The sequence below is a fragment of the Rhizobium aouanii genome (assembly GCF_037002925.1).
Lineage (GTDB): Bacteria > Pseudomonadota > Alphaproteobacteria > Rhizobiales > Rhizobiaceae > Rhizobium > Rhizobium aouanii.
The window spans coordinates 34,894-59,346 of record NZ_JBAMYD010000022.1 but is presented as its reverse complement, the minus strand read 5'-3'; the positions used below and the strand labels follow the sequence as shown (position 1 = coordinate 59,346).

23 protein-coding genes are annotated in these 24,453 nt (G+C 60.9%); 12 read left to right on the top strand and 11 right to left on the bottom strand.

Features of this window, described 5'->3' with window-relative positions; all coding sequences use genetic code 11:
• Nucleotides 1–200 precede the first annotated feature (200 nt).
• The 6 genes from V8P77_RS30100 to V8P77_RS30075 all read right to left on the bottom strand — a co-directional run bounded on the left by V8P77_RS30100 (nt 201) and on the right by V8P77_RS30075 (nt 6,179).
• A complete protein-coding gene (locus tag V8P77_RS30100; protein WP_335915866.1) occupies nt 201–818 on the bottom strand; it encodes a class I SAM-dependent methyltransferase in 618 nt (205 codons plus the stop codon).
• Between the two features lie 82 nt (nt 819–900).
• Nucleotides 901–1,542: a DedA family protein gene (locus tag V8P77_RS30095; protein ID WP_335915837.1), complete on the bottom strand. Its 642-nt coding sequence runs from the start codon at nt 1,540–1,542 to the stop codon at nt 901–903.
• Between the two features lie 179 nt (nt 1,543–1,721).
• A complete protein-coding gene (locus V8P77_RS30090) occupies nt 1,722–4,037 on the bottom strand; it encodes a xanthine dehydrogenase family protein molybdopterin-binding subunit (RefSeq protein ID WP_335915836.1) in 2,316 nt (771 codons plus the stop codon).
• Nucleotides 4,038–4,047: 10 nt separating this feature from the next.
• A complete protein-coding gene (locus V8P77_RS30085; protein ID WP_335915835.1) occupies nt 4,048–4,512 on the bottom strand; it encodes a (2Fe-2S)-binding protein in 465 nt (154 codons plus the stop codon).
• Between the two features lie 90 nt (nt 4,513–4,602).
• Nucleotides 4,603–4,797 carry a hypothetical protein gene (locus V8P77_RS30080; protein WP_335915833.1) on the bottom strand — a complete coding sequence of 65 codons (195 nt, stop codon included), beginning with the start codon at nt 4,795–4,797 and terminating at the stop codon, nt 4,603–4,605.
• 65 nt (nt 4,798–4,862) lie between these two features.
• Nucleotides 4,863–6,179: an MFS transporter gene (locus V8P77_RS30075; protein ID WP_335915832.1), complete on the bottom strand. Its 1,317-nt coding sequence runs from the start codon at nt 6,177–6,179 to the stop codon at nt 4,863–4,865.
• Here V8P77_RS30075 and V8P77_RS30070 point away from each other — a divergent pair.
• On the top strand, nt 6,178–6,300 hold the full coding sequence (locus tag V8P77_RS30070; RefSeq protein WP_281426555.1) for a hypothetical protein: 123 nt from the start codon (nt 6,178–6,180) through the stop codon (nt 6,298–6,300). The genes V8P77_RS30075 and V8P77_RS30070 overlap by 2 nt on opposite strands.
• A 43-nt stretch (nt 6,301–6,343) precedes the next feature.
• On the top strand, nt 6,344–7,267 hold the full coding sequence (locus V8P77_RS30065; protein ID WP_335915829.1) for an AraC family transcriptional regulator: 924 nt from the start codon (nt 6,344–6,346) through the stop codon (nt 7,265–7,267).
• A 124-nt stretch (nt 7,268–7,391) separates the two neighbouring features.
• Here the strand turns inward: V8P77_RS30065 and V8P77_RS30060 are convergent, their stop codons facing one another.
• Together V8P77_RS30060 and V8P77_RS30055 are read right to left on the bottom strand one after the other, a co-directional pair.
• Nucleotides 7,392–8,207: an NAD-dependent epimerase/dehydratase family protein gene (locus tag V8P77_RS30060; protein WP_335915827.1), complete on the bottom strand. Its 816-nt coding sequence runs from the start codon at nt 8,205–8,207 to the stop codon at nt 7,392–7,394.
• Complete coding sequence (locus tag V8P77_RS30055; RefSeq protein WP_373694620.1) at nt 8,204–8,584, bottom strand: MarR family winged helix-turn-helix transcriptional regulator; 381 nt, start codon at nt 8,582–8,584, stop codon at nt 8,204–8,206. The genes V8P77_RS30060 and V8P77_RS30055 overlap by 4 nt, the downstream gene beginning before the upstream one ends.
• A 489-nt stretch (nt 8,585–9,073) precedes the next feature.
• Here V8P77_RS30055 and V8P77_RS30050 point away from each other — a divergent pair, with 489 nt between their 5' ends.
• Entirely contained in the window at nt 9,074–9,544 is a 471-nt protein-coding gene (locus V8P77_RS30050; RefSeq protein WP_335915824.1) for a DUF2147 domain-containing protein, read from the top strand.
• A gap of 559 nt (nt 9,545–10,103) precedes the next feature.
• Here V8P77_RS30050 and V8P77_RS30045 read toward each other — a convergent pair.
• Nucleotides 10,104–10,352 (bottom strand): hypothetical protein, encoded by a 249-nt coding sequence (locus tag V8P77_RS30045; RefSeq protein WP_335915823.1) that lies wholly within the window; start codon nt 10,350–10,352, stop codon nt 10,104–10,106.
• Nucleotides 10,353–10,412: 60 nt separating this feature from the next.
• Between V8P77_RS30045 and V8P77_RS30040 the strand changes: the two genes are divergently transcribed.
• Together V8P77_RS30040 and V8P77_RS30035 are read left to right on the top strand one after the other, a co-directional pair.
• Nucleotides 10,413–11,327, top strand: coding sequence for an SDR family oxidoreductase (locus tag V8P77_RS30040; RefSeq protein ID WP_335915821.1), 915 nt, complete (start codon nt 10,413–10,415; stop codon nt 11,325–11,327).
• Between the two features lie 358 nt (nt 11,328–11,685).
• Nucleotides 11,686–13,266, top strand: a complete 1,581-nt coding sequence (locus V8P77_RS30035; protein WP_335915820.1) for a methyltransferase regulatory domain-containing protein — start codon at nt 11,686–11,688, stop codon at nt 13,264–13,266.
• Nucleotides 13,267–13,871: 605 nt separating this feature from the next.
• On the opposite strand, the gene V8P77_RS30030 is transcribed toward V8P77_RS30035, so the two are convergent.
• Complete coding sequence (locus tag V8P77_RS30030) at nt 13,872–14,804, bottom strand: LysR family transcriptional regulator (RefSeq protein ID WP_335915819.1); 933 nt, start codon at nt 14,802–14,804, stop codon at nt 13,872–13,874.
• Nucleotides 14,805–14,899: 95 nt separating this feature from the next.
• On the opposite strand from V8P77_RS30030, the gene V8P77_RS30025 reads away from it, so the two are divergent.
• Nucleotides 14,900–15,733, top strand: a complete 834-nt coding sequence (locus tag V8P77_RS30025) for an SDR family oxidoreductase (RefSeq protein WP_335915818.1) — start codon at nt 14,900–14,902, stop codon at nt 15,731–15,733.
• 52 nt (nt 15,734–15,785) lie between these two features.
• Complete coding sequence (locus V8P77_RS30020) at nt 15,786–16,280, top strand: lipocalin-like domain-containing protein (RefSeq protein WP_335915817.1); 495 nt, start codon at nt 15,786–15,788, stop codon at nt 16,278–16,280.
• A 524-nt stretch (nt 16,281–16,804) separates the two neighbouring features.
• On the opposite strand, the gene V8P77_RS30015 is transcribed toward V8P77_RS30020, so the two are convergent.
• A complete protein-coding gene (locus V8P77_RS30015) occupies nt 16,805–18,550 on the bottom strand; it encodes an adenylate cyclase (RefSeq protein WP_335915816.1) in 1,746 nt (581 codons plus the stop codon).
• 802 nt (nt 18,551–19,352) lie between these two features.
• Here V8P77_RS30015 and V8P77_RS30010 point away from each other — a divergent pair.
• From V8P77_RS30010 to V8P77_RS29990, 5 genes are read left to right on the top strand one after another with little or no spacing between them, the layout of a single operon-like run.
• Complete coding sequence (locus V8P77_RS30010; RefSeq protein WP_335915814.1) at nt 19,353–21,326, top strand: DUF3604 domain-containing protein; 1,974 nt, start codon at nt 19,353–19,355, stop codon at nt 21,324–21,326.
• The gene (locus V8P77_RS30005; protein ID WP_335915813.1) at nt 21,323–21,934 is read left to right on the top strand and encodes a HupE/UreJ family protein; all 612 of its coding nucleotides are present in this window, start codon (nt 21,323–21,325) and stop codon (nt 21,932–21,934) included. The genes V8P77_RS30010 and V8P77_RS30005 overlap by 4 nt, the downstream gene beginning before the upstream one ends.
• Nucleotides 21,931–22,536, top strand: coding sequence for a HupE/UreJ family protein (locus tag V8P77_RS30000; protein ID WP_335915812.1), 606 nt, complete (start codon nt 21,931–21,933; stop codon nt 22,534–22,536). Before V8P77_RS30005 ends, V8P77_RS30000 begins: the two co-directional genes overlap by 4 nt.
• The gene (locus V8P77_RS29995) at nt 22,533–23,417 is read left to right on the top strand and encodes a peptidylprolyl isomerase (RefSeq protein WP_335915811.1); all 885 of its coding nucleotides are present in this window, start codon (nt 22,533–22,535) and stop codon (nt 23,415–23,417) included. Before V8P77_RS30000 ends, V8P77_RS29995 begins: the two co-directional genes overlap by 4 nt.
• Complete coding sequence (locus tag V8P77_RS29990; protein ID WP_335915810.1) at nt 23,414–24,403, top strand: HupE/UreJ family protein; 990 nt, start codon at nt 23,414–23,416, stop codon at nt 24,401–24,403. The genes V8P77_RS29995 and V8P77_RS29990 overlap by 4 nt, the downstream gene beginning before the upstream one ends.
• Nucleotides 24,404–24,453: the final 50 nt, after the last annotated feature.

Below are 24,453 nucleotides of genomic sequence, written 5' to 3'. Positions count from 1 at the left end.
AGCGAATTTCGACATCGCTGCCCGTGCCGTCCCTATCGGGAAATGGGTCGCGAAAGCAGCCGATCCGCCCAATGGTTAAAACCGCGTGCTTCACAGGTTGGCAGGACATGCCACTCGCGGCGACAAAGGTTGTTGCGCAGTTAATCGCTCGAAGACGCCAGCTCGGACCAATCAGAGCTCCGTTCGCGCCTTTCCAGTTTTTATCCAACGGGCTCGCGCTGCCGCAATGAGACGCGATCAAGGTGGAAATGATTGGGGTGCGTGCGTCTGATCCGGTAAACAGCCGCCGGAGGAAGGTTGACGAGCGTGCCACCGATCCGTTCCGCCTGGAGCCCGAGGTGGTCCATCAATCGAGGCGGAACCGGACAACGCGGGCCGTAGGTAAACTGATAGAAGGCGCCATCCGGTCTCATCTTGCGGAATGCGCCGGTCAGGATCGCGATCACCTTACGTGGCGGCATCGACAGCACAGGCAGGCCGCTGACCACGGCGCCGGCTAGCGTCCCGTCGGAGAGGTCGATCGTACGCAGACGGGCGGCATCCATCCAAAGCGTGCGCGCTCTTGGATAATGGCAATGGAGTGCAGCGGCGAACTGGGACCCGAACTCGATCAGCGTTAGGTCTTCCTCTCTGACGCCACGGGCGATCAGGGCGCGTGTGAATGCGCCCGTGCCGGGGCCAAGCTCGATCACCGGCCCGGTGTCGCGCGATATTTCGCAGGTGATGAGGTTGGCCAGCGCCCGTCCCGACGGCGCGACGGCGGCGATGCGCAGAGGATTCTTAAGCCAGGCTCGTAAGAAGCCGAACGTCTCGGCCATACGCTGCTGTTTCATTGGATATCACCCCGAACATGTTCTTGGGCTTGTGGCATTGTCGATTGCGCGCCCCCGCCAGATGTCATCAGGTTTGGCATAGTGCGCGCACCCGTCTGCTACGGGCGCGAACCCATCGTGCGAGCCAGAATAGGGCTACTTCCGTAACGAGCAGGCAGCCCAGGGCTGCCAAAGCGAGGACCGTCATGTTCCCCTTCTCGATCGTGTGGGAGGCGTAGAAGCCGATGCCGATGAACAGCCCGTTCCAGACGGCGATGCCGGCGGCCGATGCCACGAGGACGCTTCGTGACCTTCCGCGCAGAATGGCGGCGAAGGCCGGAGCGAACAGCCGGACGGTGGGGACGAGCTGGAGAGCGAACGCAAGCATTGCCTGGTTCCGGCGGAATGACGAAGTCCCGCGCTCAATGCGATCGACTGACATTCCGAAGATCCGCCCAGCTCCGTTCAGGAGGCGCACGGACCGCGTGGTGCCCAACCCACGCAGGGTGTAGAACAAGGCTGCGCAGCCGAACATACCGCCAGCGACCGTTGAAAGGAATGCAGCGGGCAGCGACCAGGCCTCGTCCGCTGCGCCGATTCCGATCGCCAGCAGCAGCCCGTAGGATGGGATGACCGGCACGAAGCGCTCGGCCAGCGCGATGGCGAAAAGACCAACGAGCCCATAGGCGCCGATCCACGCCATGATCGCTGCTACCGGATCAAAATCCATAATGCCATTCCTCTTCGATCGATGACAGGGGCAGCTTTCGCCGGATGTGGACCGCGCGACCTGAAGGGAGGTGGGCCGCCTCCGGTGATTCTGAAGCCGCCCGCAGATAGACAGGATCAGTGGCAATTCTGGTCGGCTCGTCGGGCAGGAGTTTTCCTGATCCAAGGCGAGCACACGCCTCACGTCGCGACGGGGGACAAAACGGTCCGGGTTCGGCGTTCGTCGACGGTCTCGGTGACGGCCAGCGGTAACGATCGTATCCGCCGGCCGGTGGCTGCCTGGATGGCGTTGGCGATCGCGCCGGCAACGGGCACGATCCCCGGCTCGCCCGCCCCGCCCGGCGGCAGGCCGCTGTCGACGATCGCGACCTCTATCGCCGGCGCATTGGCCAGACGCTGCATAGGGAAATCGTGAAAGTTCGATTCCACGACCGCGCCGGCATCGAGCGAAATGGCACTCATCAGCGCGGTCGTCACGCCGAAGCTGATGCCGCCCTCCATCTGGGCGATCACAGCGTCGGGGTTGATTACGAGCCCCGCATCGATTGCACAGAAGACGTGGTCCACTCTGATTTCACCGTCTGCGGCCACCGTCACCTCGGCCACCTGCGCCACGACGCTGCGATAGCACTCCTCGATGGCGATGCCGCGACCGCGACCTGGCGCCATAGGCGTGCCCCATTTGGCCAACTCGGCCACGCGGTTGAGCACGGCGAGGTGGCGCGGGCTGCCCCGAAGAAGTGCCCTGCGATAGGCCAAAGGATCCGCCCTGGCAGCCAGGGCGCATTCATCGATGAAGCTCTCTGTGAAGAAGGTGTTGAACGAGAAGCCGTTCGATCGCCAGAAGTGGATCGGCATGTGGCTGGGTACATGCTGGCTGCGGATCCGACGGTTGGGGACGGCGTAGTGCAGCTTGTCCAACCCCTCGACCGAAATGCGATCCCCATCGGGACCGGGGTTGACGGGCAGGTTGCGGCTGGCGACCGATTCGATGACTGATTGCGTCGCGACAAGCGCGTCATAGGCAACCGGCAGGCCGTCCGGCCCGAGGGCAGCGCGCAGTCGGGCAGCTGCATGGCTGCGGAATAGCCCGCGTGCGATGTCCTCCTCGCGCGACCAGATCAGTTTGACCGGTCGCCCACGGTGCCGCGCCGCGAGGAAAGCTGCCTCGGCCACCACGTCCTGATCGCTGCGCCGGCCGAAGGCGCCGCCGTTCATGGTGATGTTGCAGGTCACCGAGGTTGGCTCGACTCCCGCCAACCCCGCGCCACGGGCTACGCCCTGCCGCACGGCCATCGGCGACTGCGAGGAGACCCACGCCTCTGCGGTCAAGTCGTCGCGGATGAACACAGTCGCATTGATCGGCTCCATGCAGGCATGGGGAAGGAATGGCACCGTGTAATCCGCCTCGAGCACCGTCGAAGCGTTTGTGATCACGGAATCGGCGTCGCCGTCGTCAATATGCTCGTACGGGGTCGTGCTTGCGAGCGCGGATCGAAGTCGCGCTGACATCTCGGTGCTGCTGACACCGTCAGCATCGGTCTTGGTCCACTCGATATCGAGGAGCCAGGCGGCCTGCTCGGCATGCCACCAGGAAGCGGCGACCACAGCCACCTTCTGCCCGTCGACGACGGCGACGTCACGCACGCCGGGCGCAGCACGAACCTCGGCCTCATTGACGACGCGGCCCACCTTGGCTCCGAAGACCGGCGCATGCCGAATGGCGGCATGGACCATGTCAGGCAGAGCGATGTCCATGCCGAAGACCGGCTCACCCCGCACTTTGGCAGGGAGATCGACCCGCGGCTGCGACCGGCCAATGATCCGCCATTCGGAGGCAGGTTTCAGCGCTGGACGATCGGGTGGTGGCAGGAGGGCGGCCTCGCGGGCAAGCTCGCCGTAGGACAGCCGCTGGCCGGACGACACGTGGCGAACAAATCCGTCGCCGGTGGCAAGCTCCGCGGCCGGCACATCCAGCCGCGCCGCCGCCGCCGCCAGCAGCATGTGGCGGGCCGAAGCACCGGCCACGCGCATCGGGTGCCACATACCCATCGTCGAGCCTGACGCTCCGGTGGCGATGAAGCCCAGTTGCCCCAGCACCCGCCGACCCACCCAAACAACCGGTCCGGACGCCTCTTCCGGGCGGATCTGCAGCATGTTGAACCACACGGAATAGGCCGGATGCGCCTCCGTCGGGAATTCGACAGTGATGCGGTCGTCGAAAGGGATATCCAGTTCCTCGGCCACCACCATGGCAAGGCCGGTATGGATGCCCTGGCCCATCTCGGTGCGCGGAACATTGACGACCACCCGGCCGTCGCTCTGGATGATGAGGAATGCATTGAGCGCGGCCCGCTCGCCGTCGAGATGGCCGTGAAGGCCGTCGACATCGACGGTGGCGAGATAGCCGACGCCGCCGACAGCGGCGACAAGGGCGGTGCCGCCAAGGGCCGCGCCGGTGATCAGGAAGCCGCGACGGGAGAGAAAACGGGCCATGACTGTCTCCTCAACGCTCGGCCAACATGGCGGCGGCGCGATGGATCGCGCGGCGGATGCGCGGGTAGGTCCCACAGCGGCAGATATTGGTGATCGCCTCATCAATGTCGGCGTCTGTCGGACGTGGCTTCGCCTCCAGCAGCGCCGTGGTGGCGACGATGAAGCCCGGTTGGCAAAATCCGCATTGCGGCACCTGCTCGTCGAGCCACGCCTGCTGCACTGCCGATAGGGCGCCGTTCGCCTGAGCCAGTCCCTCTACGGTCACCACCGACGCGCCCGCGATGGAACCGACTGGCGTGATGCAGGAGGGAGTGGACTTTCCGTCGATGAGGACCCGGCAAGCCCCGCATTGGGCAATGCCGCATCCGTATTTCGGGCCGAGCAGCCCGAGATCCTCACGGAGCACCCAGAGGAGGGGTTTGTCGACCTCGGCGTCGACGCTCGCCGACCTACCATTGATGACCAACTCAACCATGCAGTTTCTCCTGATTATTGCCCACATTGCGTTGCTGATCGTCCGTCCCGTTGCGGCGCCACACGGCGGCGCGAAACTCGCCCCGGCCGATCAGAGGAAGCCTCCGTTGGCGGAGACGAGGTGGCTGTTGATCCACTCGCCGTCTCCCGCGCACAAGGCGGCGATGGCCATGGCTACATCCTCCGATTTGCAGATGCGGCCAGAGCGGGCATGGACGCGGACCTGCTGACGCTGGGGCGGCGGCGAGCGCCAAGACGGTGCGACGGGCGTTATCGGGTCGGACATGGAAAGAACCTCTCTTTCGCAGAAATTCGTGAAAGTCGGGGGTTGCGGCCGTGGCCCTTCGGCAGTCACGGCCGCCGTAGCGAGGCAGCAATGCGCTGGTTTGCGATCAGCATGGCGATGCCGGTCAGGATGCTTGCGACTGGGACGGTGAGCAGACCGAGCCCAAGGCCATTGGGAACCTGCGCCGCTGTCGCCGCATCGCTGATCATGCCGACGATAAGGGGGCCGAGTGCCGGCCCCAGAAGACCGGAGCCGATCATCGCAATGCTCGTCGCCATCGCCTCCTTGCCCTTGCCTGCCACCAAATGGGCAGCGCCAAAGCACCAGGGGAGCAAAAACGCGAAGGACAACATGCCGGGGACGAAAAGGAGGATAGAAAGCCACCCGACCGGCGCGAGCAACGCAGCGGTCGTCGTCAGACTTGCGATCATGAACAGGATTGCGGGCGGCCCGAGGACCCTGCCGGTGCGGGAGCGCACGGCGCGGTCAAACAGGCGCCCACCTATCAGTGTTCCGCAAATCCCCATCAGGCCTTGCAGCAGCCCGAACGCCAAACCAGCCTCGCTGGCGCTGAAGTCGTGGGTGCGGATCAGGAAAGGAACCGCGAAAGCGTAAAACGGTGCTGCGGCGAAACCGAGTGCGATCGAGCCGATAAACAGCCAACGAAATGCCGAGGAGGAAAGCAACCGCAGACTTGCCTTCAAGAACGGTTCGCTATTGGCCGCCGTACGCTTGAGCGCCGGGGTCGGGCCGACGACAACGAACGCCAGCAGGCCGATAAGACCGCCCATGGCGCCGGCCCCGACCAGCGCTGTACGCCAGCCGAGCGTATCGCCGATAGCGCCGCCGGCGCCGAACCCGACCATAGTGCCGAGTGGAATGCCCATCGAGAAAATGCCGAGCGCCAGCCCGCGGTGCGCGGGCGGGATCTTCCGGGCGATGATCGCGTGGCTGGAGGGCGTTCCGCCGGCCTCGCCGAACGCGACACCGAACCGGGTAAAGGCGAGGAACAGGAAGCTCATGGCGAGGCCGCCGAGTAATGTCATAGCGCTCCAGAGCAAGATGCATAAAACGAGGGCGGTACGGGGCGATCCTCGATCGGCGGCGCGGGCGAGGGGCATTGACAGCAGCGTGTAGCAGACCGCAAAGGCGAGGCCCGTGAGCAAGCCCATCTCGGTGTCGCTCAGATCGAGTTCTTCCTTGATTGACTCGGCCAGGACGAAGGGGAGCATCCGGTCGATCTGGGACGTGGCGCTGACAAGAAACAGCGTAATAAGCAGCATTGTGGCCCGCCGACCCTCAACGTATTCATCGCCGCTCGCAGTAGATATGGTGGGCAGATCAGCGTGCTTATCTATTGACGAAGCGGCCGTTTCTGTCATGCTTGATGCTTCCCTGGCTGTGAGTGACGTCATCAAGCTAGAGGAAGTCTTCCATGACCAGAATGCCGAATACCTCAATAAACTTGCCTATTCCTACAGGCGGCGATATGCTGCCGGCTGAAGGGCGAGTGCTGCGTTGGCCTCGAAACCAACCGGAGGTTCGCGTGTCGTCATCGCTGCTTGGCGGGATCACCGCATACATCGAAAGTCAAGGCGGCGGTGAAGGCCTGTTTCCGACGCAGATCGAGAACGTCAACATCATCCGTTCCTACCAGCAGCGGATGCCTATGCGGCAGATCTATCGTCCTTCGCTCTGCGTGGTGGCTCAGGGCGCAAAGGAAATTCTCTTCGGCGAAGAGACGCTTCGCTATGGCGCCATGGAATGCCTGGTCGTCAGCATGGAAATGCCGGCCAGCGGGCGGGTTGTCGAGGCAAGTGAGCAGACACCCTATATCGGCGTCACCATCGATCTCGACGTGAATATGCTGCGCGAGGTGTGGGAGCAGTTGGAGACGCCACCGGTTTCGCCTGCCACGCCCGGTCCATCCGTGTTCGTCGGAATGGTTGACGAACCTTTGGCGGAATGCGTGCTGCGCCTGATCCGGATGTCCCAGACGCCGAAGGCAATTCCGATCCTCTACTCATCTGTCATGCGGGAGATCTGCTATTGGCTTCTGACCGGCCCGCACGGCGCCGAACTCTGCAGCCTGGCCGTGCCGGAATCGAATTTCATGCGGATTGCCAAGGCCATCTATTTCCTGCGCGCAAATTTCGCCCAGACGCTGCGTGTAGAACAAATGGCCGAGGTGGCGCGCATGAGCCCGTCATCGTTTCACCAGCATTTCAAGCAGCTCACCTCGGTGACACCGCTTCAGTTCCAGAAGCAGTTGCGCCTCCTTGAGTCGCGACGCCTGATGGTCGCGGACGCTGCAAGCGTCGAGGAAGCCGCCTACAAGGTCGGCTACGAAAGCGCTTCGCAGTTCAGCCGCGAATATTCCCGGATGTTCGGCGTTGCCCCAAAGCAGGACGCGCTGAACCACCAGCGCATGTATAGCCAGTACGCCAGCCGCAAGGCGCGAACAGCGTAAGGCCGTGTTGCAGCAGGTCGCCCCTTGCCGCCTCGGCTCGGAGCGGCCTTCCTGATTTGCTGCGAAGAAATGCCATCGTGAGTGGCGCGGATATGCCTCCGGCCGTCAACTGCCGACGGCGGCGTCACATCAGGTCTTCCTGCATTGCCTGATAAACGGTCCTCACGATCGGCCGAAAACCAATACTGCGAGCGAGTGAGACATCCATGTGGAGGCGCCAGGGATTGTCGAGCGGTGCCGAAGACGGTTCCATTGTTCCGCCGACCAGCGCAACAAGCTCGTAGATCGAAGTGGGCGCCTCATCGGCGATATTGACGATGCGCCCATCCATAGCGCCGGCCAGGGCGAGGTTCATGGCGGTTGCGATGTCGCGATGATGAACCATGCTCATCCTTTGGGCCGGCTGCATTTTGAAGTTTGTGACCAATCGCGGCAACTCTTCGAGATGTCCGTCCTTGTCGCCATAGACGAAGCCGAACCGCTGGATCGCCCAGTTTAGCCCGCTTTCACGCAGCGCGTTCTCGGCGGCGAGCTTGCTGGCCGGATAGGCTTGTTGCGGCTTGGCCGCATTGTCCTCACGGCCTGGGCACGGGCTGTCCGCGTCATAGATATTGGACGTGCTTGCCATGATGAAACGTGCCTCGGGCGCACGCGCCTTTGCCGCGGCGATGAGGTTGCGCGTGCCTTCGAGGTTGCTCTTCCAGATAAGATCGGCGTCGGGCGTGCGGAAAACCGCAGCGAGATGGATGATCGCCGAAACGCCCTCCACCGCCCGCATGAGGGACGCGGGATCGAGGAGGTCCGCTTCTGCCGCGCTGACGCCGGGGGGCGCCTGCTTCCCGCCACGCATCAGGACACGGCAATTCACCGCTGCTTCGACAAGGCGCGGAAGAAGGCGGGCTCCGACGAGCCCTGTTGCGCCGGTTACCAAGACTGTCATGACGCCGTTCCTTTCTGTAGCAGGTTTTCGAGACGCTCCGTTGCGGTCTGAATAACCCGGACCGCGACCGCGATGTCGGCCTCGTCGATGCCGTCGAACGCGACCGAGCGGATGAAAGAGAGATCGGGCAGCTCGCCCCACAACTTGGCGCCGGTGGCGGTAATGCGTAGAAGCTTCTGGCGCTGATCGACCCGGTCGGGCTCTTGCTCGACGAGACCCTTGCGCACGAGGGTCGCGACGATGCCGGTCATTGTGGCGCGTTCGATCGTAAGCAACCGCACGAGATCACGCTGCATGGTCGGTCCGGCAGTTGCGAGATGGTAAAGCACGTACCACTGCACGGATCCGAGATCGTAAGGACGGAGGGCAGAGTCCATGACCGCCCGTCCGGCAAAGTAGCATCGCTTTGTCCAGGCTCCGATAAGGTCGCGATCTGTACCTTTCCGCTCCCGATCCACCAACGCATGCTCCAATTTTGCTAGCTACCTAGCAAATATGTGAGGTACCAAACAAATGTCAAGGGGATCCGCTTGCTCAGATCACTGGCGGGAGGGAGAGGAGGCAGCATTGGCGGCTCGAACGAAGGCCGGTTTGCTCGCCTCTTCACGAACTGTTGAGCGAGCTGGGATGAGCCATACTCGCTTTGCTCAACTGTAGGATCAGGCAGGAAATTTGAGCTTCTGGGCATTCGGCGCCGCGCCGCGAGCATGTAGCTTCACGGGCGCAATGTCCCGGCAGTTGTCCGGCCGGTTCCAAGACCGAGCTCCTTTTGAGGAGAGCCGCTGGATCATTGGCAACCACAGCGTCTGGCGCGCCACGACTCTCTTGTCGATGTCCGCCCCAAACCGTCAAAAAGGAAGCATAGAATGGTGAAATCACTAATGGGCCTGTTGCTGGCTGCAGTGCTCTCGGCAGGAATGACAGGTCTCCCGGTTGGAGAGGCTTTCGCACAGGCCTCTTCGCCGGATCAGATTGTCGGCGTATGGGAGTCCGAGGACGGCAACCTTAAACTTGAGATGTTCGACGCCGGAGAAACCTATGCGGCCCGGGTCCTCTACGGAAAGCTTCTGGTCGAGGCTGATGGCAAGACCTTCAAGAAGGACACCCTGAATCCGGATCCGAACCTCAGGAGCCGTTCTCTGGAGCGAGCTGTTCTGGTGACCAACCTCAAGTGGGATGCCGCTGACGGCCGCTGGGAAGGCGGAAATTTCTACAGCGGAGCGACTGGCCAGACCCATTCCGCCCGAGCAACGCTTGTGAGAGGAAAACTGGAACTCCGCGCCTATAGGGGCACCACCCTTCTCGGCCGGACCATGGTGCTTCGCCGCGCGCAATGAAGCGATAAAGAAGCTTCCGCGACCCACCAGGGCAGCAGCCATGCCTTCGAAAGGGAGCGCACAATGATGTGCGATTCAACACAAGCGCCATAGCGGAAAGTTCCTCGCCCGTTGGTCGGGAACTCGCCCGGCCAAGCGGTGGCACTCGGCGTTGCCGGGCTTGATGGCCTTCGCTTCATATTGAGAAGAGGTATGATCGGCGGCCCGCTGATGGATATGGGCTTTGGCTTCAACGGCGCGTAGATGGTGCGCCGCGCCGCCATGGCCTATGCCCGAGCCGGCCGGCAATTTGGATCAGCATCGCCCCTGGGCGGTCAGGCTGTTCGCGCTGACGATCGGGTCGTGGCTCTATCGAGTGGAAGATGGCTCTGGTCCGTGCTGGTCGGAGGGTTCGGTCGCGAGCCGGACTTCAGCGGCTAGTTCGACGCGATCATTGTGATCTTTTTTGACGTTCCCAATCTCGCCATTGCTGAATTGGTCACCCGCGTCAGTCGAAGAAACTGGAGTGTGCTGGTTGAAAGCGGGGCATTTGTGCTCCTGCTTGCTTGCCTCAGCGCCTTCATCGTGTTGCGACCTCGTTGTTCACCTCAATGTGAGCGCTGAAAAGAGTGCCTTCGTCGGGCTGACCGGTTTGGCGGCTGGCGGTCTCACCGTTTTTATGCGGCCTGAAGTCTTCGGACGATTGACCTGGATCGGTTGCAAGCGATGCATGCTTGGCAGGAACGGTCGTAGAATCAGGCATGTTTTTTGCGCCTTCAGGCATGGCAGTTTGCGCCGCAACTGGCATCTTGAGTATGAAGACGAACATAGTGCGTCGAGGCAAGAATCGCTCGACCCTCCTCCGCCTTGCAAGAAGAAAGGATCGTAGATGACCAAGTGGACGGCCAGTAATATTGCATCTCAACAGGACCGCGCGGTCGTGGTGACCGGCACCGGGGGGCTGGGCTACGAGGACGCGCTAGCTCTGACCCGCGCCGGCGCCCGCGTCGTGATCGCCGGGCGCAATGCTCAAAAGGGTGCTGAAGCCGTGGCCGCGATCCGACATGCGGTGCCTGGCGCGCAGGTGCGGTTCGGACAAGTGGATCTCGCAGACCTTGCGTCGATCGCCAGCTTTGCGGCGCGGCTCGCGCAGGAGCAGGACAGGCTCGACCTTCTGGTCAACAATGCCGGAGTCATGAGACCGCCGGTGCGACGCGAGACCAGCGATGGCTTCGAACTCCAGTTTGGAACGAACTATCTTGGCCATTTCGCCCTTACGGCGCATCTGCTGCCGCTCTTGAAGCGTGGGCATAGGCCGCGCGTCGTGACCCTCGGCAGCGTGGCGGCGCGCGGCGCCGCGATCGACTTCGATGACCTGCAGGCCGAGCGCAGCTACAAACCGATGCGGGTCTATGGTCAGTCCAAGCTGGCATGTATCATGTTCGCCTTCGAGATGAGCCGGCGTAGCAAAGCGGCGGGATGGGGCGTTGAAAGCCTGGCGGCCCATCCGGGCATCACACGCACCGATCTGATTGTGAACGGCTCGGGGCGGTCGAGCCTGCCCGGAATGCTGCGCCGTTTCCTGCCTTTCCTGTTCCAACCCGCTTGGCAAGGCGCCTTGCCAACGCTCTACGCTGGGACCGATCCGATGGCACGGGACGGCGCGTACTATGGACCTGACGGAATGGGCGGAATGCGCGGATATCCCGTCGAGGAGACGCCCCCGAGGCAGGCGCTGGATAGCGGCGCGGCGGCGCGGCTCTGGGATATATCCTTGGAGATGACCGGCGCGAATTTCGCATAAACGCCGCGCGTGCCACTCCCTGTCCCGTGCCGTGCCCTACCGGCTGCATCGGCGAGCGATGGCTGCGGGGTCACCGGATCCGCCGACCAGTCGTTTGGCTGAAGGGACTCGTCCATCAATATCATCGCTGGAGCGGCGAAACAGATAGGAGGGGTTTAGCCAATGACGATCGACCATCTTTCTCGGCCCCGTTTCCGCCAAGGTGTCGAGGTCACGACGGTTTCCTTCACGGGAGGGGAATGTGTCACCGTCGGTTTCCCGCTGTAACGCGTGGTGCCGGCCAATGTCGCTTGCTTCTTTTCAAAACCAACAACAAAGGACGACGGGCACGAGCCTTGAATGTCCTGGAGACTCGCTGATGGCGTGGTCATACGGCTACTTCACTGACCTCAATTATACGCATGGATACTATCCGGAAATGAACCCGGCCATGTTGCGCCTGGCATGCCTATGCAATGCCGTAGAGCCGCAACTGCCCGATGCGCCGTCATATCTGGAGCTAGGCTTCGGGCAGGGGGTTACGATCAATATGCTCGCCGCGGCGTCTTCCGGAACTTACTGGGGTACTGACTTCAATCCAGCGCAAACAGTCGAAGCTCGCAAACTGGCCGATGCGTCCCGAGCCGACATTCACCTGTACGACAATTCCTTCGAGGAGTTTGCCAACCGGAGGGATCTTCCGGACTTTGATGTAATAGCGCTTCACGGTATCTGGAGCTGGATCTCGGAAAAGAACCGCAAGATCATCACCGACATCATCCGGCGGAAACTTCGGCCCGGCGGTCTCGCATATATAAGCTATAACTGCCTGCCCGGCTGGGCTCCAGTCGTACCGATCCGGCAGCTGATGTCCCTCTACCAGGACTATGGGGGCGGGAAGATGTCGAGACCGATCGAGAGGATCGAAGGTGCGGTGCAGTTCGCGGAAGAGATCGCAAAGGCCGGCTCGTACTATTTCCGGGACAACCCTTTCGCCAAGCATCATCTGGAGCAAATGGGTAAACAGGGACGTAACTATCTCGGACACGAATATATGAATGCGGATTGGCATCTGGAGCATTTTTCTGACATGGCCCGTAGCCTCGATGAGGCCAAACTCACATATGTCGGCTCAGCACGGCTGCTTGACGGGATCGATGCGTTCCAGCTCAACGAGGCGGGCACAAAATTCGTGTCGCAGATCGGTCATCCGATCATGCGCGAGACGGTTCGCGACTTTCTGCTGAACCGCCGCTTCCGCACCGATATCTTCGTAAAGGGAGCAAGGCCACTCCCGGGTCGGGAACACCGCGACGCCTGGTACGCGCTGGCATTCGTGCTTGTAGTCCCGGAGATTGATGTCCCGAAAAAGATCATCTGCGCGAGGGGCGAAGTGGCACTGCCCGCCGACAAATACGACTTGATCCTCGAGGCTTTGGCCGACGATGGCTACCGACCAAAACGTGTTGAGGAACTTCTCAAACACGACAAGCTGCGAAAGCTTAAACCTCAGGACATTGTTGATCTCCTGACGGTACTCACGGGGGCTGGTTTTGCCGCCCCGGCCCAAAGCCCCTCGGAGACGGTCTCTGAGCAGTGCAGGGCGCTGAACCGACACATTCTGCAACGGGCGCTTGTCAGCATGGATCTGCATCACATGGTATCGCCGGTGACCGGCGGCGGGATCGGGCTCAACCACATGACACAGCTATTCGTGCTCGCCACTACCGCGGGCGAAGACGGCGCGGAGGCCTTGGCCAACTATGTGTGGGATTTCCTGGACAGCACTGGCGAACGCCTCGTGAGGGACGGCAACAAGATTGAAGCTAAGGACGAAAACTTGAAGGAGATTAGGATTTTGGCCAGAAAATTCGTTAAGTTTGGGCGACCGCTTCTGCAAGCCTTGCAGATCATTGATGCCCCTGAGGGCGGCGGATGGTCGAATGAGGCTAAGCGATGATAGCTCCCGACAGGGCACATTCCTCCATGGCTTAAAGGAGAGAGATGGAATTGACAATTATCGAAGGGTAGTGGGATGCCGGCGTCGGCACTTGGATCGACAATGTGGATGGGCATGCGGCCATTCTGTCGCTAACGGGCGCCGCGAACTCCACCGCGACGTGTCCTACCACAGATCTACGAGAACGACCTCAACACCATTTCACAAACCATTCGTTATCACTCCGGGAACTGTCTTCAGGTGCTCTCAGATCCGGCAGAGCTGCGAATTCGGGTTGCACCACAAATGGATGCGTTCGGCTTTTCGCTTCGCATCAGCGAGAGCTTTCTCCGGCGATCCCGCGGGAAGGCCGCAAACTCCAGGCCGCGGGTGACTCTGAAAGGAAGAAAAGACATTGAGGCAATAATCCCTGCATTGGTAGCCTCCGTTCAGGGGTCGGTCTCGCATCAGCGCCATCGAATTGAACCAATCGAGGGCAGCATCACCTTTGAGAGACGAATGCGGTTCGTCTCACCAAATCTCCTCCCGGCAGCCCGGTAAGCCACCAGTTCTACGCGAACGGTGATGCGAATACGGCTCGGGTGCCGCAGGTCTTCCTGAATCCATCAGGCGGGTCGAACGCCATTCCCCGCGCCCCGTCCTCGTGTCTTATCCACCTCTCGCAGGAGGTCGATGAAGGCGCGTAACGGGGACGGCACGTGCCGGCTGCGCGGGTAATAGAGCGCCAGGCCAGGTGTGGGCGGACACCAGTCATCAAGAACGGTCACAAGTTGGCCCGATTCGAGAAATGGCTGGGCGAAGTGCTCGGGGACATAGGCGATGCCCCGTCCGTCTGCCGCCGCCTGCACGAGAAGATCATTGTCATCAAGGGTAAGATTGCCGGGGACGTCGACCGCGACCTCGGCGCTGCGTTTGGAAAACTCCCAGCGGTAGCGCTTCCCGCTGGGGAGACGTTGGCGGATGCAGCAATGAGCATGCAGGTCATCCGGCGTCTTCGGTATTGCTCTACCGTCCAGATAGGATGGCGCCGCCACGGCTATAAATCTCACGTCGCCTCCGAACTTCACCCCGATCATGTCTCGCGGGATGGCCTCCAGCAGGCGCACTCCGGCATCGAAAGCCTGTTCCACGATATCCACGAGCCGACCTTCCGAAACCAGATCAAGCTCAACGTCGGGATAGAGATCCAGGAAAAGCGGCACGACTTCCGCGAGGAGGATGCGGGCTCCGCTCTTGTTCGCGTTGATCCGCAATGTGCCGCTCGGGGTGCCGCGCTCCTCCGAGAGGGTATCGAGCGCCTGATCGAGATCCTGAAGAACCGGATCGAGACGCGCGAGGAGGCGTGCGCCAGCCTGGGTCAGCGACACGCTGCGTGTCGTCCGGTTGAAAAGCCTAACGCCCAGTTTTCCCTCCAGTCCAATGATCGCGTGGCTGAGTGCGGAGCGCGAAACCCCCATGACCTCAGCAGCCCTGCGGAAGCTGCGGTGGCTGGCCACTGCCGCGAAGGCGGCCAGATCATTCAGACTGGGACGCACCATTCGTGATTATACCTCACCACGTCATCTCATATTGAAGATCTTATAACACCAATGTCGCTGAATTACATTCGGAGATGAACAGATGAGGAGTTCACATGCTCAAGACATGGTTCATCACTGGCGCTTCCTCGGGGCTCGGCCTCGAGATGACACGGCAACTGCTCGCCAAGGGACACAAGGTGGTCGCGACAACCCGCCGGTCCGACGCGCTGACGCAACTGACGCAGGATTACCGCGAACGCCTGGATGTCGTCCGGCTCGATCTGGTTGAATCGGAAAGCATTACATCGGCCGTCGGGAGCGCATTCCAGCGTCACGGTCGGATAGACGTGGTTGTCAGCAACGCAGGCTATGGCCTGTTCGGTGCTGCGGAAGAGCTCACGAATGGAGAGATCGACCGGCAAATCGCAACCAACCTTACCGGATCCATCCATCTGATCCGTGCCGCACTGCCCCTTCTTCGAAAGCAAGGCGGGGGACGGATCGTCCAGGTCTCGTCCGAAGGAGGGCAGATCGCCTATCCGGGCTTCAGCCTCTATCACGCAACCAAGTGGGGTATCGAAGGCTTCGTCGAATCCGTCGCACAGGAAGTGGGTCCCTTCGGCATCGACTTCATTATCGCCGAGCCGGGACTGACCGGCACGAATTTCGGAGCCAATCTCGTCCGCGCGAAACCGACGGATGCCTACGATGAAACCCCTGCCGGCGCCGTCCGCCGGGCGATCACTGAGGGCAGCTTCGAGATCAAGGGAGATGCAGCGCGCACCGTAGCTGCAATCATATCAGCCGCCGAGAGCGAAACACCGTCATTGCGGCTGGCGCTGGGTAGCACGGCTTATACCTCTATCTCAGAGGCGCTTTCCGTACGCCTCGCTGCCCTTGAGGCGCAGCGGGGAGTGGCGAATTCCGCCGACCGGCAGGATCGGTGAACCGCGACAGCGACCTGGAAACACAGACCTCATGAACAGGAAAGGAAACAACATGTCCATTCGACCAATAATGTTGGCTCTCGCCCTTAGCATTTCGTCTTCCGCCTTCGCGCAGACTGCCCCAGAAAATCAGGTGGTAGGCACTTGGCGGATGATGTCGGCGACGATTGATCCCGGTGGAAAAAATATCTCTGCCTATGGAGAGAAACCCAACGGTCTTCTCGTCTTCACTCCCGACATGCACTTCGTGGAAGTTCTTACCGACCCCGGCATCCCGCGTTTTGCTTCTAACGCTCGCGGTGCGGGAACAGATGATGAAAATCGCATGGCCATGTCACGCAGTATCGGGTTTTTCGGAACTTACACCGTTGATGAAAAAGGAGAATTGAGCGGAAACCGTGTCGAAGGGGCGACATTTCCAAACTGGGTCGGCAGCGTGCGAACGCGTGATGATCTGAGGCTGGTGGTTGACGGCGACCGCATGACCGAACAATTCCGGAGGCCGGAAGGCACTGAAATCAGGATTGAATGGCAGCGCGTCAAATAAGCCACCGGGGGCACCGGGGCTTTGAGCAGGTCTCGACCTTGTCGAGCGTCCGTTTTTCCACCCCGCCCAAAACGAAGGGCGCGATAGCTCTGCATCCTCGAACCATGTGCGCAACCCAGGGAGGTCGTCGATCGCAAGAAGCCGGAAGGTGATCCGCTCGTCCGCAAAGCCCCAAGTTTTAAACGGAAATTGTTTTTCTGACTTTTCCAATGTCAGAAATAAGCCGTTCTACGGCGGCCGCAATGTCTGCAAATCGGTGCAAACCAACCAGATCTGAACGCACTGCATCCACCCCCAGCCGATGTTTCTTCTGATACCAGGCCAACGCCATTGTTAGATAAAAAGAATCTGAAACGGATGGATGATCGTCAAGAAGGCCGCTCGATTGTCTTATATTCAAACTGGTTCGTCCCTGGCGGCGCGCGCTGCCGGCTTGAACGGCCTTCGAGGCTCACTATGTCTGGTGCAAGCCCAGACCGGAGCATCGCCATGGATCGAAGCGCGGCCGATATGCTGTCGGAATTCTACATGGAAATTCTTCCGCCGGACCGCGATGACACGTGTGCGTCGGATGCGACGGCATGTCCGTGCTGTAGAAGGATACGTCCGGCCTCGAGCATGGATGACGATGGCTGCGGGATCTGCGACGAATGCCTGGCATCATGACCGCAGACAGTAAGAAACCAGATTGCGGCTGCGACAACGTGGAAGAGTGGAAACTTCTGTAAATCCGCCTTCCGGATGAGGCTCACCGCCGTGTCATGGTCATCCAGCATGTGGGCCGCAAGCGCCCGTGTTCCGTGATAGTAGCTTGCACCTGCTGGATTGAGCGCCAGTGCCCGGTCAAGCATGTCGGCGCCCCGCTTCCATTGCCCGCACATCGCAACCCGCGTGCCGAATTCGCCCAGCAGTTCCGTGTCGTTCGGGTTGGTGGCAAGCGCCTCCTCGCCAACCTTGAGCGCCTCCGTCAAATGCTGGTTGAAAAACAACGCGGTCATCAGAGATTGGAGTGCACGGGTGTTGCCGGGCTCGAGTTCGATCGCCCTGCGGGCCGAACTCAGCGCGCGCTCGATCGGTCTCGGCTGACCAGGTCTTGGGTTGAACCGGAAGCGGTCTTCATCGAGATACACGATGGACGACATCGCCCATGCGGTCGCATAGGTCGGGTAACGTGCGACGGCGCTCTCAAGACAGTCGCGGACGGTGTGATGGGTCTCCGGGCTCAGTTCCGTCCGATAGGCATAGAAACGAAGCGTACAGTCATAGACGCCGAGGTCATCAGGGGGAGGGTTGGCCATCCCGGCCTTTGCGATGACACCATAAGGCTGGGCGACGGCCGTCGCCACTTTGCTGGCGACGTCGGACTGGATGGCGAAAAGCTCGCGCGTGCTCAGATCGTCGTCGTAGTTCTGTGACCACAGGATTACACCGTCCGACGTATCGACAAGACGCGCTGTCACCCGAACCTTGGCCCCCGAAACCCTCACACCTCCTGTGAGCAGATAGCGAGCGCCCAGCCCCCCGTGCACCTCTGACGGGGTGACCTCGGGCAGTAAGGACTTCGACGTCTCACGGCCGAACACCTTGATCTCCTTGAAGCGCGGCAAGGCGGTGAGCAGTTCCTCGGTAAGGCCGATGGTATAGAGTTGGGCCTGCGGACCGTCACCGAGATTGGTGAAGGGCGCGATCACCAGGGTCGGCTCGTCCGGCACCTCGGCTGAGTTGACGGGTTTTGCCACTGCGGCCATCTGGTCGGCTGCCCGATGGGTCAGCGCGGCCACACAGACGACGCCGACCACACCCGCAATGATAAGCCATTTGTCCTGAAGCCGGCTCCAGGCTGGGCGCTGGCGTTTCGCCTCCACCTCCCCAGTGTCGGCGGACACCGCTTCATTCCAAGCGAAGGAAGGTACATAGCCGCCTTTTGGGATGTCAATTCTGATTGGGTCATTCTGTCCCGCCACGAGATAGTAGCGCTCCAGCGTGCGTCTTAATCGCCCAGCCTCGATGCGGACGACCGGATCGTCTTGGGTGAAACCCTCGCTGCGATGAAACACTTCGACCGCAAGGGTGTAACCCTTCAGGCGCGGTCCGCGCCCCGCAAGCGCCTCCTCGACGACGAAGCTGAGGAAGGCGGCTCCGCGTCCCGCCGGTGGAAACTCCGGACTGGAAACGATGCGTGCGAGCTGCTCGCGAATCTCATTCGGCCCTGGCAGGGGGCGTTGAGATCGGCCAGATTCGCTCGACTCTGCCGTTACCGAGGTGTCCATCACTCGCTCCCTCATACGCCAGACGCCGATGCAATCACAGATTTCCTTAGCGCGGCGTAACCTACCTCGCGTACGAGGCACCGTCCAGCACCAATAGCGATCGACTATAGACGTTATTCTGGCACTGGTCCGACCTGCTACACGCGACGGATACGGGTATCACGGCATGTAGGTTACAGTTAAATACTTGCCTTCTGGCATTCTAGGTCCACCATCCCTGTTTCGAATAAACTCCGAGGGATCGGGGTTGTGATCGTCAGCCTTTGACTAGGTCGGTCGGACGTAGCGGCGAAATCCAAGGGGGCAAAATTCTTGAGACTTTCCGACCCAACCGGAAACAGCTGCTGTCGCAACGGGAGGGCTTGAGGTTGCGCCCGCTACACCTCGCTGCTTGTCGAGTTGTTCCGTGGGCATTGCTTGATGCTCAGCAGACGTGCCGGTAAGCCGCGTGGTCGCGGTGCTGGCTCTCGGCGTGACTTGCTGGTTGACGCGCGACGACGCCCGAGGCAGCGCCGTCATTGCTGATCGCCACAACGGTATTCTTACAATATCGAAGTTGGCGTCGCTCTTCTGGTTGGGTGGACGGAGTTCGGACCGTCGGGCCCGGGTTTTGGCCTGTGGCTCTGGCGTATGCGGTGTTGGCGGCGCGGTGTATCGCCTGCCTGCCTCACATTGCACGTGCCAGCCGTATTCACCTGGATTACTGCCGACGTGATCGCTGTCAGCAACTGTCGAATAGTGTGCGATCGGCACAACAGACTTGAAGCCGAAACGATATTTCATTTGAGGAGAATCAATAATAATGCAGGACCTGAAGAGCAGTCGCAGAAAACATGGCGCTTTCGGAAGGGCGCTTATTATCAGCCTTCTGACCTCGTGCCTCGGCCACCCCGCACGGTCGCAGGAAGCCGTTCACACCGACATTGGCGACATCGACAAAGCAAAGGCAGAGAGGGTTTTCGCCAAACAGCGGCCTTACTCGCCCTACGCTGACCGGAACTTCCCGACGCGTCCGTTCTTTGGCGATACGCATCTCCATACCTCGTTTTCGATGGATGCCGGAGCGTTCGGTGCGCGGATAGCACCTCGGGACGCCTATCGTTTCGCCAGAGGTGAACAGATCACCGCATCGTCGGGCCAGCCCGTAAAACTGTCCCGACCTCTCGACTTTCTTGTGGTTGCCGATCACTCCGACAATATGGGTTTCTTTCCTGATCTGTTTGCTGGCAAACCGAACATGCTGGCCGACCCGACAGGTCGCCGATGGTATAACATGTTGCAGTCGGGAAAAGGCGCGGATGCCGCGATGGAGATCATCGTGGCGTTCTCCCATGGGAAGTTCCCGAAAGACCTCATGTATTTTCCGGGAACGGATGCGTATAGAGGCGCGTGGCAGGAAACGATCGCAGCGGCCGAGGAGTACAATGACCCCAACCGCTTCACCGCCTTTATCGGCTATGAATGGACCTCGAACACAGGCGGAAATAACCTCCATCGAAATGTCGTCTTCCGTGACAATGCCGACAAGGCGAGCCAGGTCGAACCCTTCACCGTCTATCCGCCGTTCGGCAGCGACAACCCTGTCGACCTCTGGAAATGGATGGAGGCATACGAAGAGAAGACCGGAGGCAGAGTCCTGGCGATCGCGCACAATGGCAATCTGAGCAACGGCACGATGTTCCCCACTGTCGAAGCCTTCGGCAAGAAAATCGACGCCGACTATGTGCAGACCCGGGCAAAATGGGAACGCCTCTACGAAGCCGCACAAACGAAGGGCGCGGGAGAGTCTCATCCGTTCCTGTCTCCAAACGACGAGTTCGCGGATTTCGAAACGTGGGACAAGGGTAATCTGGACGGCAGCGTTCCCAAGACGAAGGAGATGCTCGAGTTTGAATATGTGCGCTCGGCCTACAAAAACGGCCTGAAGCTCGAAAAGCAGTTCGGCAGCAATCCCTACAAGTTTGGCCTCATCAACAGCAGTGACGCCCATACGGGCCTGACTGCAATGGAGGAGGACAACTTCTTCGGCAAGACAACACCGCAGGAGCCGAGCCCACACCGCATGAGCGCGGCCTTCATCGATAACCAGCAGACCGGCGTCAGAATCATGGACTGGGAGGTCTCGGCAGCAGGTTATGCGGCTGTCTGGGCGCAGGAAAATACACGCGCGTCGATCTGGGATGCGATGCAGCGAAAAGAGACTTATGCGACGACCGGTCCTCGCATGGTCGTTCGTTTCTTCGGCGGTTGGGATTTCGAATCCGTTGACGCGCAAAGCCGCATGCCAGCGGATGTCGGCTACGCGAAAGGCGTGCCAATGGGCGGAGACCTCGCCGCAGCACCCGCAGGAAAGGTTCCGACTTTCCTGGTTGCAGCTCTGAAAGATCCGATCGGCGCCAACCTCGACCGCTACCAGATCGTTAAAGGATGGCTGGACAAGGACGGCAACGCGCAGGAGAAAGTCTACGACGTCGCATGGTCCGATGATCGGAAGGCCGGCACAGATGGCAAGCTGCCTTCAGTCGGCGATACGGTCGACCTGGCGACCGCGACATGGACAAACTCGATCGGGGATCCGGAGCTGATCGCGGTGTGGAAGGATCCGGAATTCGATCCGGCGCAGCGGGCGTTCTATTACGGCCGCGTGATTGAAATCCCGACGCCGCGCTGGACCGCCTATGATGCCGTCCGCTTCGGCGTGAAGCCCCTGCCCGGGACCACGATGACGCTTCAAGAACGCGCCTTCACCTCGCCCATCTGGTACAACCCGTCATGAGACGGGGACACTCGACCCGCTTGCCAACAGCCACGGCAGCCATATTGGCTGCCGTGGCAATCTTGATCAGTTCTCCGGCATTCGCCCACGACGATGCAGGCATCGCCGGCGGGTTCGCCTCAGGCTTCATGCATCCGTTGCTCGGATGGGATCACATCGCCGCGATGGTCGCGGTCGGCATCTGGGGCGCGTTCCTCGGCGCACCCGCCATCTGGGTGTTGCCCGTCGTGTTTCCGATGGTCATGGCGTTTGGCGGTGCACTCGGTATTCTTGGGATGCCGCTTCCGGGCGTCGAGGTCGGCATAGCACTGTCCGCCATCGTCCTGGGTCTGATGGTGGCTTTGGCGGCGCGGCCGCCGATATGGGTGGCGGCGCTCTTTGTCGGCGCATTCGCGATCTTCCATGGTCACGCGCATGGCACCGAACTGCCCGCGGCGGCCGACGGTGTGGCGTTTGCGGGCGGCTTCGTGTTGGCGACCGGTCTTCTGCATCTTTCCGGTATCGCGCTCGGGCTGCTGACGAAATGGGATATCGGCAGGCTCGCGATTCGCACACTTGGTGGAGGCATCGCGGCGGCGGGCGTGGCTTTCCTCGCAGGTGTCGCATGAAGCGCGGTCTGGCCACGATCCTGCTGTTCATGACGGCCGCCGAGCCTGCCGCCGCCCATAGCCCCGTCAAGGGCATCGGCATCTTTTACAATGGGATGCTGCATCCCTACCTTGTCCCCGGACATCTGCTGGTGCTGCTGGCGCTGGGCTTGATGATCGGCCAGCATGCACCGAGCAGCAGCAGGTATGCATTGCCGACATTCCTCGTCACCTTTCTCGCTTCGTCCGCCCTCCTGTGGTGGTTGCCAATCGCGCCTCTTCCCGAGACCCTCTTGCTGGTTGTTTCACTTCTGGCAGGCCTGATGGTTGCGGTGTCGGTCGCTCCTGGCCTCGTTTCAATTTTTCTGGCGGTTGTTGCGGGGATCGTTCTCGGCTTGAACAGCAACCCGGAAGGAGTGCCGCCCGAGCAGACTGGACTGGCGCTCGCAGGAACGGTGTCCGGGGCGGTCCTCGCCATCCTCTATGCTGGCGGGCTGTCGGCATGGCTGGCCCGCTTCCCGTCGTGGCCACCGATTGCCGTGCGCGTCCTTGGCTCCTGGACGGCGGCATGCGCGCTTCTCGTGCTGGTTCTCCAATATGCAAAGACCGGAGCGGTCCTATGAATGCAGTGCGCAAAATTCTCTCTGAACCGCTCGTGCAGTTTCTGTTTCTAGGGGGCGTTGTGTTCGGTGTGTATTCCGTGATGGACAGTTCCCCTCCGGCCGCAAACAAGCGTTTGATCGAAGTCGGCGGGGGCCAATTCGCCCAAATGGTCGAAACCTTTTCCAAGACATGGCAGCGCCCGCCCACGCAAGCAGAATTGAAAGGTCTCATCGATAGCTACGTGAAGGAGGAGGTGTTCTATCGCGAGGGCCAGAAAATGGGTCTCGACCAGAACGACACTGTCTTTCGCCGACGCATGCAGCAGAAGATGGAATTCCTGCTGGAGCCGAGTGTCGAGGAACTGACGCCGAAGCCCGGCGAACTCGAATCCTATCTCAAAGCGCATGCAGAAGACTATCGTCTCCCGCCGCAATTTGCCTTCCGGCAGGTGTTTTTCAAAAGCGATCGTACCGGCGACAAGGGCGAGACGGCAGCGGCGCTGGCTCTCGCCACCCTCAAAGCGGATGCCGCGATGAGCGGGAGCTCATTGGGTGATACCACGCTTTTGCCACTCCGCATGGATTTGACCAGTGCCGACCTCATCGCGGCCAGGTTCGACGAAGGGTTCGTCAAGGAATTGTCGTCCGCGCCCACAGGGCAATGGTTCGGCCCCATGCGATCACAATATGGCAGCCACCTCGTCCTGGTCGAAGAGGCTATCACAGGTGGCGCGCCGTCGCTCGATGATATCAAAGCGGCGGTCCAATTGGATTGGGAAAGCGGGCGGAGAAAAGAAGTTGCAGACAGACGTTATACGGAGATGAAAAGGCAATATGAAGTGAAGGTTCTGATTCCGACCGATGTGACGGCATCGCCAGTCGAGACGTCGGGTGTCCAATGATCCGATGTCTGACCGTCTTGGTCGCATGCTTTCTCTGGCTGATGTCGATTGCCAGCGCCCATGAACTGCGTCCGGCATACTTGGAAATCAACGAAGTCGCGCCGGCCCGCTATGCGATCACATGGAAGGTTCCCGCTCGTGGAGAAGCGAGGATGGCGCTCTATGTCAGACTACCGGCCATCTGCAAGCAGGAAGCCGAAACCGTTGGCGGCTACATCGATGCCGCTTTCGTTAGTCGCTGGCAGACTGTATGCGACGGAGGTCTGGCGGGGCAGGTGGTCTCGATCGACGGTCTGTCGGCGACCTACACCGATGCCCTGGCGAAGATTATCAATCTCGACGGCACGATGCAGACCAGTCGCATTTCACCGGACTCCCCCGAGTTGACGGTGGCGGCGTCTCCCACCCCGTTCGGAACGGCCCGGACGTACTTCCTTCTGGGCGTCCAGCACATCATGCTGGGGATTGACCATCTTCTGTTTGTTCTCGCGCTGCTGCTTTTGATCCGCACGCCGGGAGCGCTGTTGCTGACTGTCACCTCGTTCACAGTAGCGCATTCGATCACGCTTGCCTTTGCGGCTCTGGGCATGGCCTCCGCGCCGCAGCCGCCCGTCGAGGCGCTGGTCGCACTTAGCATCATGTTCGTGGCGTCCGAGATTACCCGCACCGCCCGAGGAGATCTCGATCTTTCGAGCCGCTATCCCTGGCTGATCAGCTTTCTGTTCGGCTTGCTACACGGGTTCGGATTTGGTGGTGCCTTGCGTGAAATCGGGTTGCCTCAGAAGGATGTCCCGCTCGCACTGCTCACTTTCAACCTCGGCGTCGAGGCAGGGCAGCTTGTATTCGTTGCCGTTGCTCTCTTGGCGATGGCGTGCATGAAGCTCCTGCTGGCCTTCGAGTCCTCGCGCCTGCGATTCTGGCTTGCTTATCTCATCGGAACGCTTTCGGCCTTCTGGTTCCTCCGGCGCGTCGCGGCGTTTGGCTGAGTCCGGCGCACTGGCGGATACGCTGGGACGGGCGTTCTGTGTAAAGACAA

Bases quoted from the DNA above. Each gene is read 5' to 3' on its own strand.
- V8P77_RS30000 (WP_335915812.1), top strand. From the start codon at position 21,931: ATGAAGCGCGGTCTGGCCACGATCCTGCTGTTCATGACGGCCGCCGAG.
- V8P77_RS30030 (WP_335915819.1), bottom strand. From the start codon at position 14,804: ATGGTGCGTCCCAGTCTGAATGATCTGGCCGCCTTCGCGGCAGTGGCC.
- V8P77_RS30005 (WP_335915813.1), top strand. From the start codon at position 21,323: ATGAGACGGGGACACTCGACCCGCTTGCCAACAGCCACGGCAGCCATA.
- V8P77_RS30095 (WP_335915837.1), bottom strand. From the start codon at position 1,542: ATGGATTTTGATCCGGTAGCAGCGATCATGGCGTGGATCGGCGCCTAT.
- V8P77_RS30060 (WP_335915827.1), bottom strand. From the start codon at position 8,207: ATGACAGTCTTGGTAACCGGCGCAACAGGGCTCGTCGGAGCCCGCCTT.
- V8P77_RS30070 (WP_281426555.1), top strand. From the start codon at position 6,178: ATGCTTGATGCTTCCCTGGCTGTGAGTGACGTCATCAAGCTAGAGGAA.
- V8P77_RS30055 (WP_373694620.1), bottom strand. From the start codon at position 8,584: ATGGACTCTGCCCTCCGTCCTTACGATCTCGGATCCGTGCAGTGGTAC.
- V8P77_RS29995 (WP_335915811.1), top strand. From the start codon at position 22,533: ATGAATGCAGTGCGCAAAATTCTCTCTGAACCGCTCGTGCAGTTTCTG.
- V8P77_RS30080 (WP_335915833.1), bottom strand. From the start codon at position 4,797: ATGTCCGACCCGATAACGCCCGTCGCACCGTCTTGGCGCTCGCCGCCG.
- V8P77_RS30015 (WP_335915816.1), bottom strand. From the start codon at position 18,550: ATGGACACCTCGGTAACGGCAGAGTCGAGCGAATCTGGCCGATCTCAA.
- V8P77_RS30035 (WP_335915820.1), top strand. From the start codon at position 11,686: ATGGCGTGGTCATACGGCTACTTCACTGACCTCAATTATACGCATGGA.
- V8P77_RS30045 (WP_335915823.1), bottom strand. From the start codon at position 10,352: ATGTTCGTCTTCATACTCAAGATGCCAGTTGCGGCGCAAACTGCCATG.
- V8P77_RS29990 (WP_335915810.1), top strand. From the start codon at position 23,414: ATGATCCGATGTCTGACCGTCTTGGTCGCATGCTTTCTCTGGCTGATG.
- V8P77_RS30085 (WP_335915835.1), bottom strand. From the start codon at position 4,512: ATGGTTGAGTTGGTCATCAATGGTAGGTCGGCGAGCGTCGACGCCGAG.
- V8P77_RS30075 (WP_335915832.1), bottom strand. From the start codon at position 6,179: ATGACAGAAACGGCCGCTTCGTCAATAGATAAGCACGCTGATCTGCCC.
- V8P77_RS30020 (WP_335915817.1), top strand. From the start codon at position 15,786: ATGTCCATTCGACCAATAATGTTGGCTCTCGCCCTTAGCATTTCGTCT.
- V8P77_RS30010 (WP_335915814.1), top strand. From the start codon at position 19,353: ATGCAGGACCTGAAGAGCAGTCGCAGAAAACATGGCGCTTTCGGAAGG.
- V8P77_RS30040 (WP_335915821.1), top strand. From the start codon at position 10,413: ATGACCAAGTGGACGGCCAGTAATATTGCATCTCAACAGGACCGCGCG.
- V8P77_RS30100 (WP_335915866.1), bottom strand. From the start codon at position 818: ATGGCCGAGACGTTCGGCTTCTTACGAGCCTGGCTTAAGAATCCTCTG.
- V8P77_RS30090 (WP_335915836.1), bottom strand. From the start codon at position 4,037: ATGGCCCGTTTTCTCTCCCGTCGCGGCTTCCTGATCACCGGCGCGGCC.
- V8P77_RS30050 (WP_335915824.1), top strand. From the start codon at position 9,074: ATGGTGAAATCACTAATGGGCCTGTTGCTGGCTGCAGTGCTCTCGGCA.
- V8P77_RS30025 (WP_335915818.1), top strand. From the start codon at position 14,900: ATGCTCAAGACATGGTTCATCACTGGCGCTTCCTCGGGGCTCGGCCTC.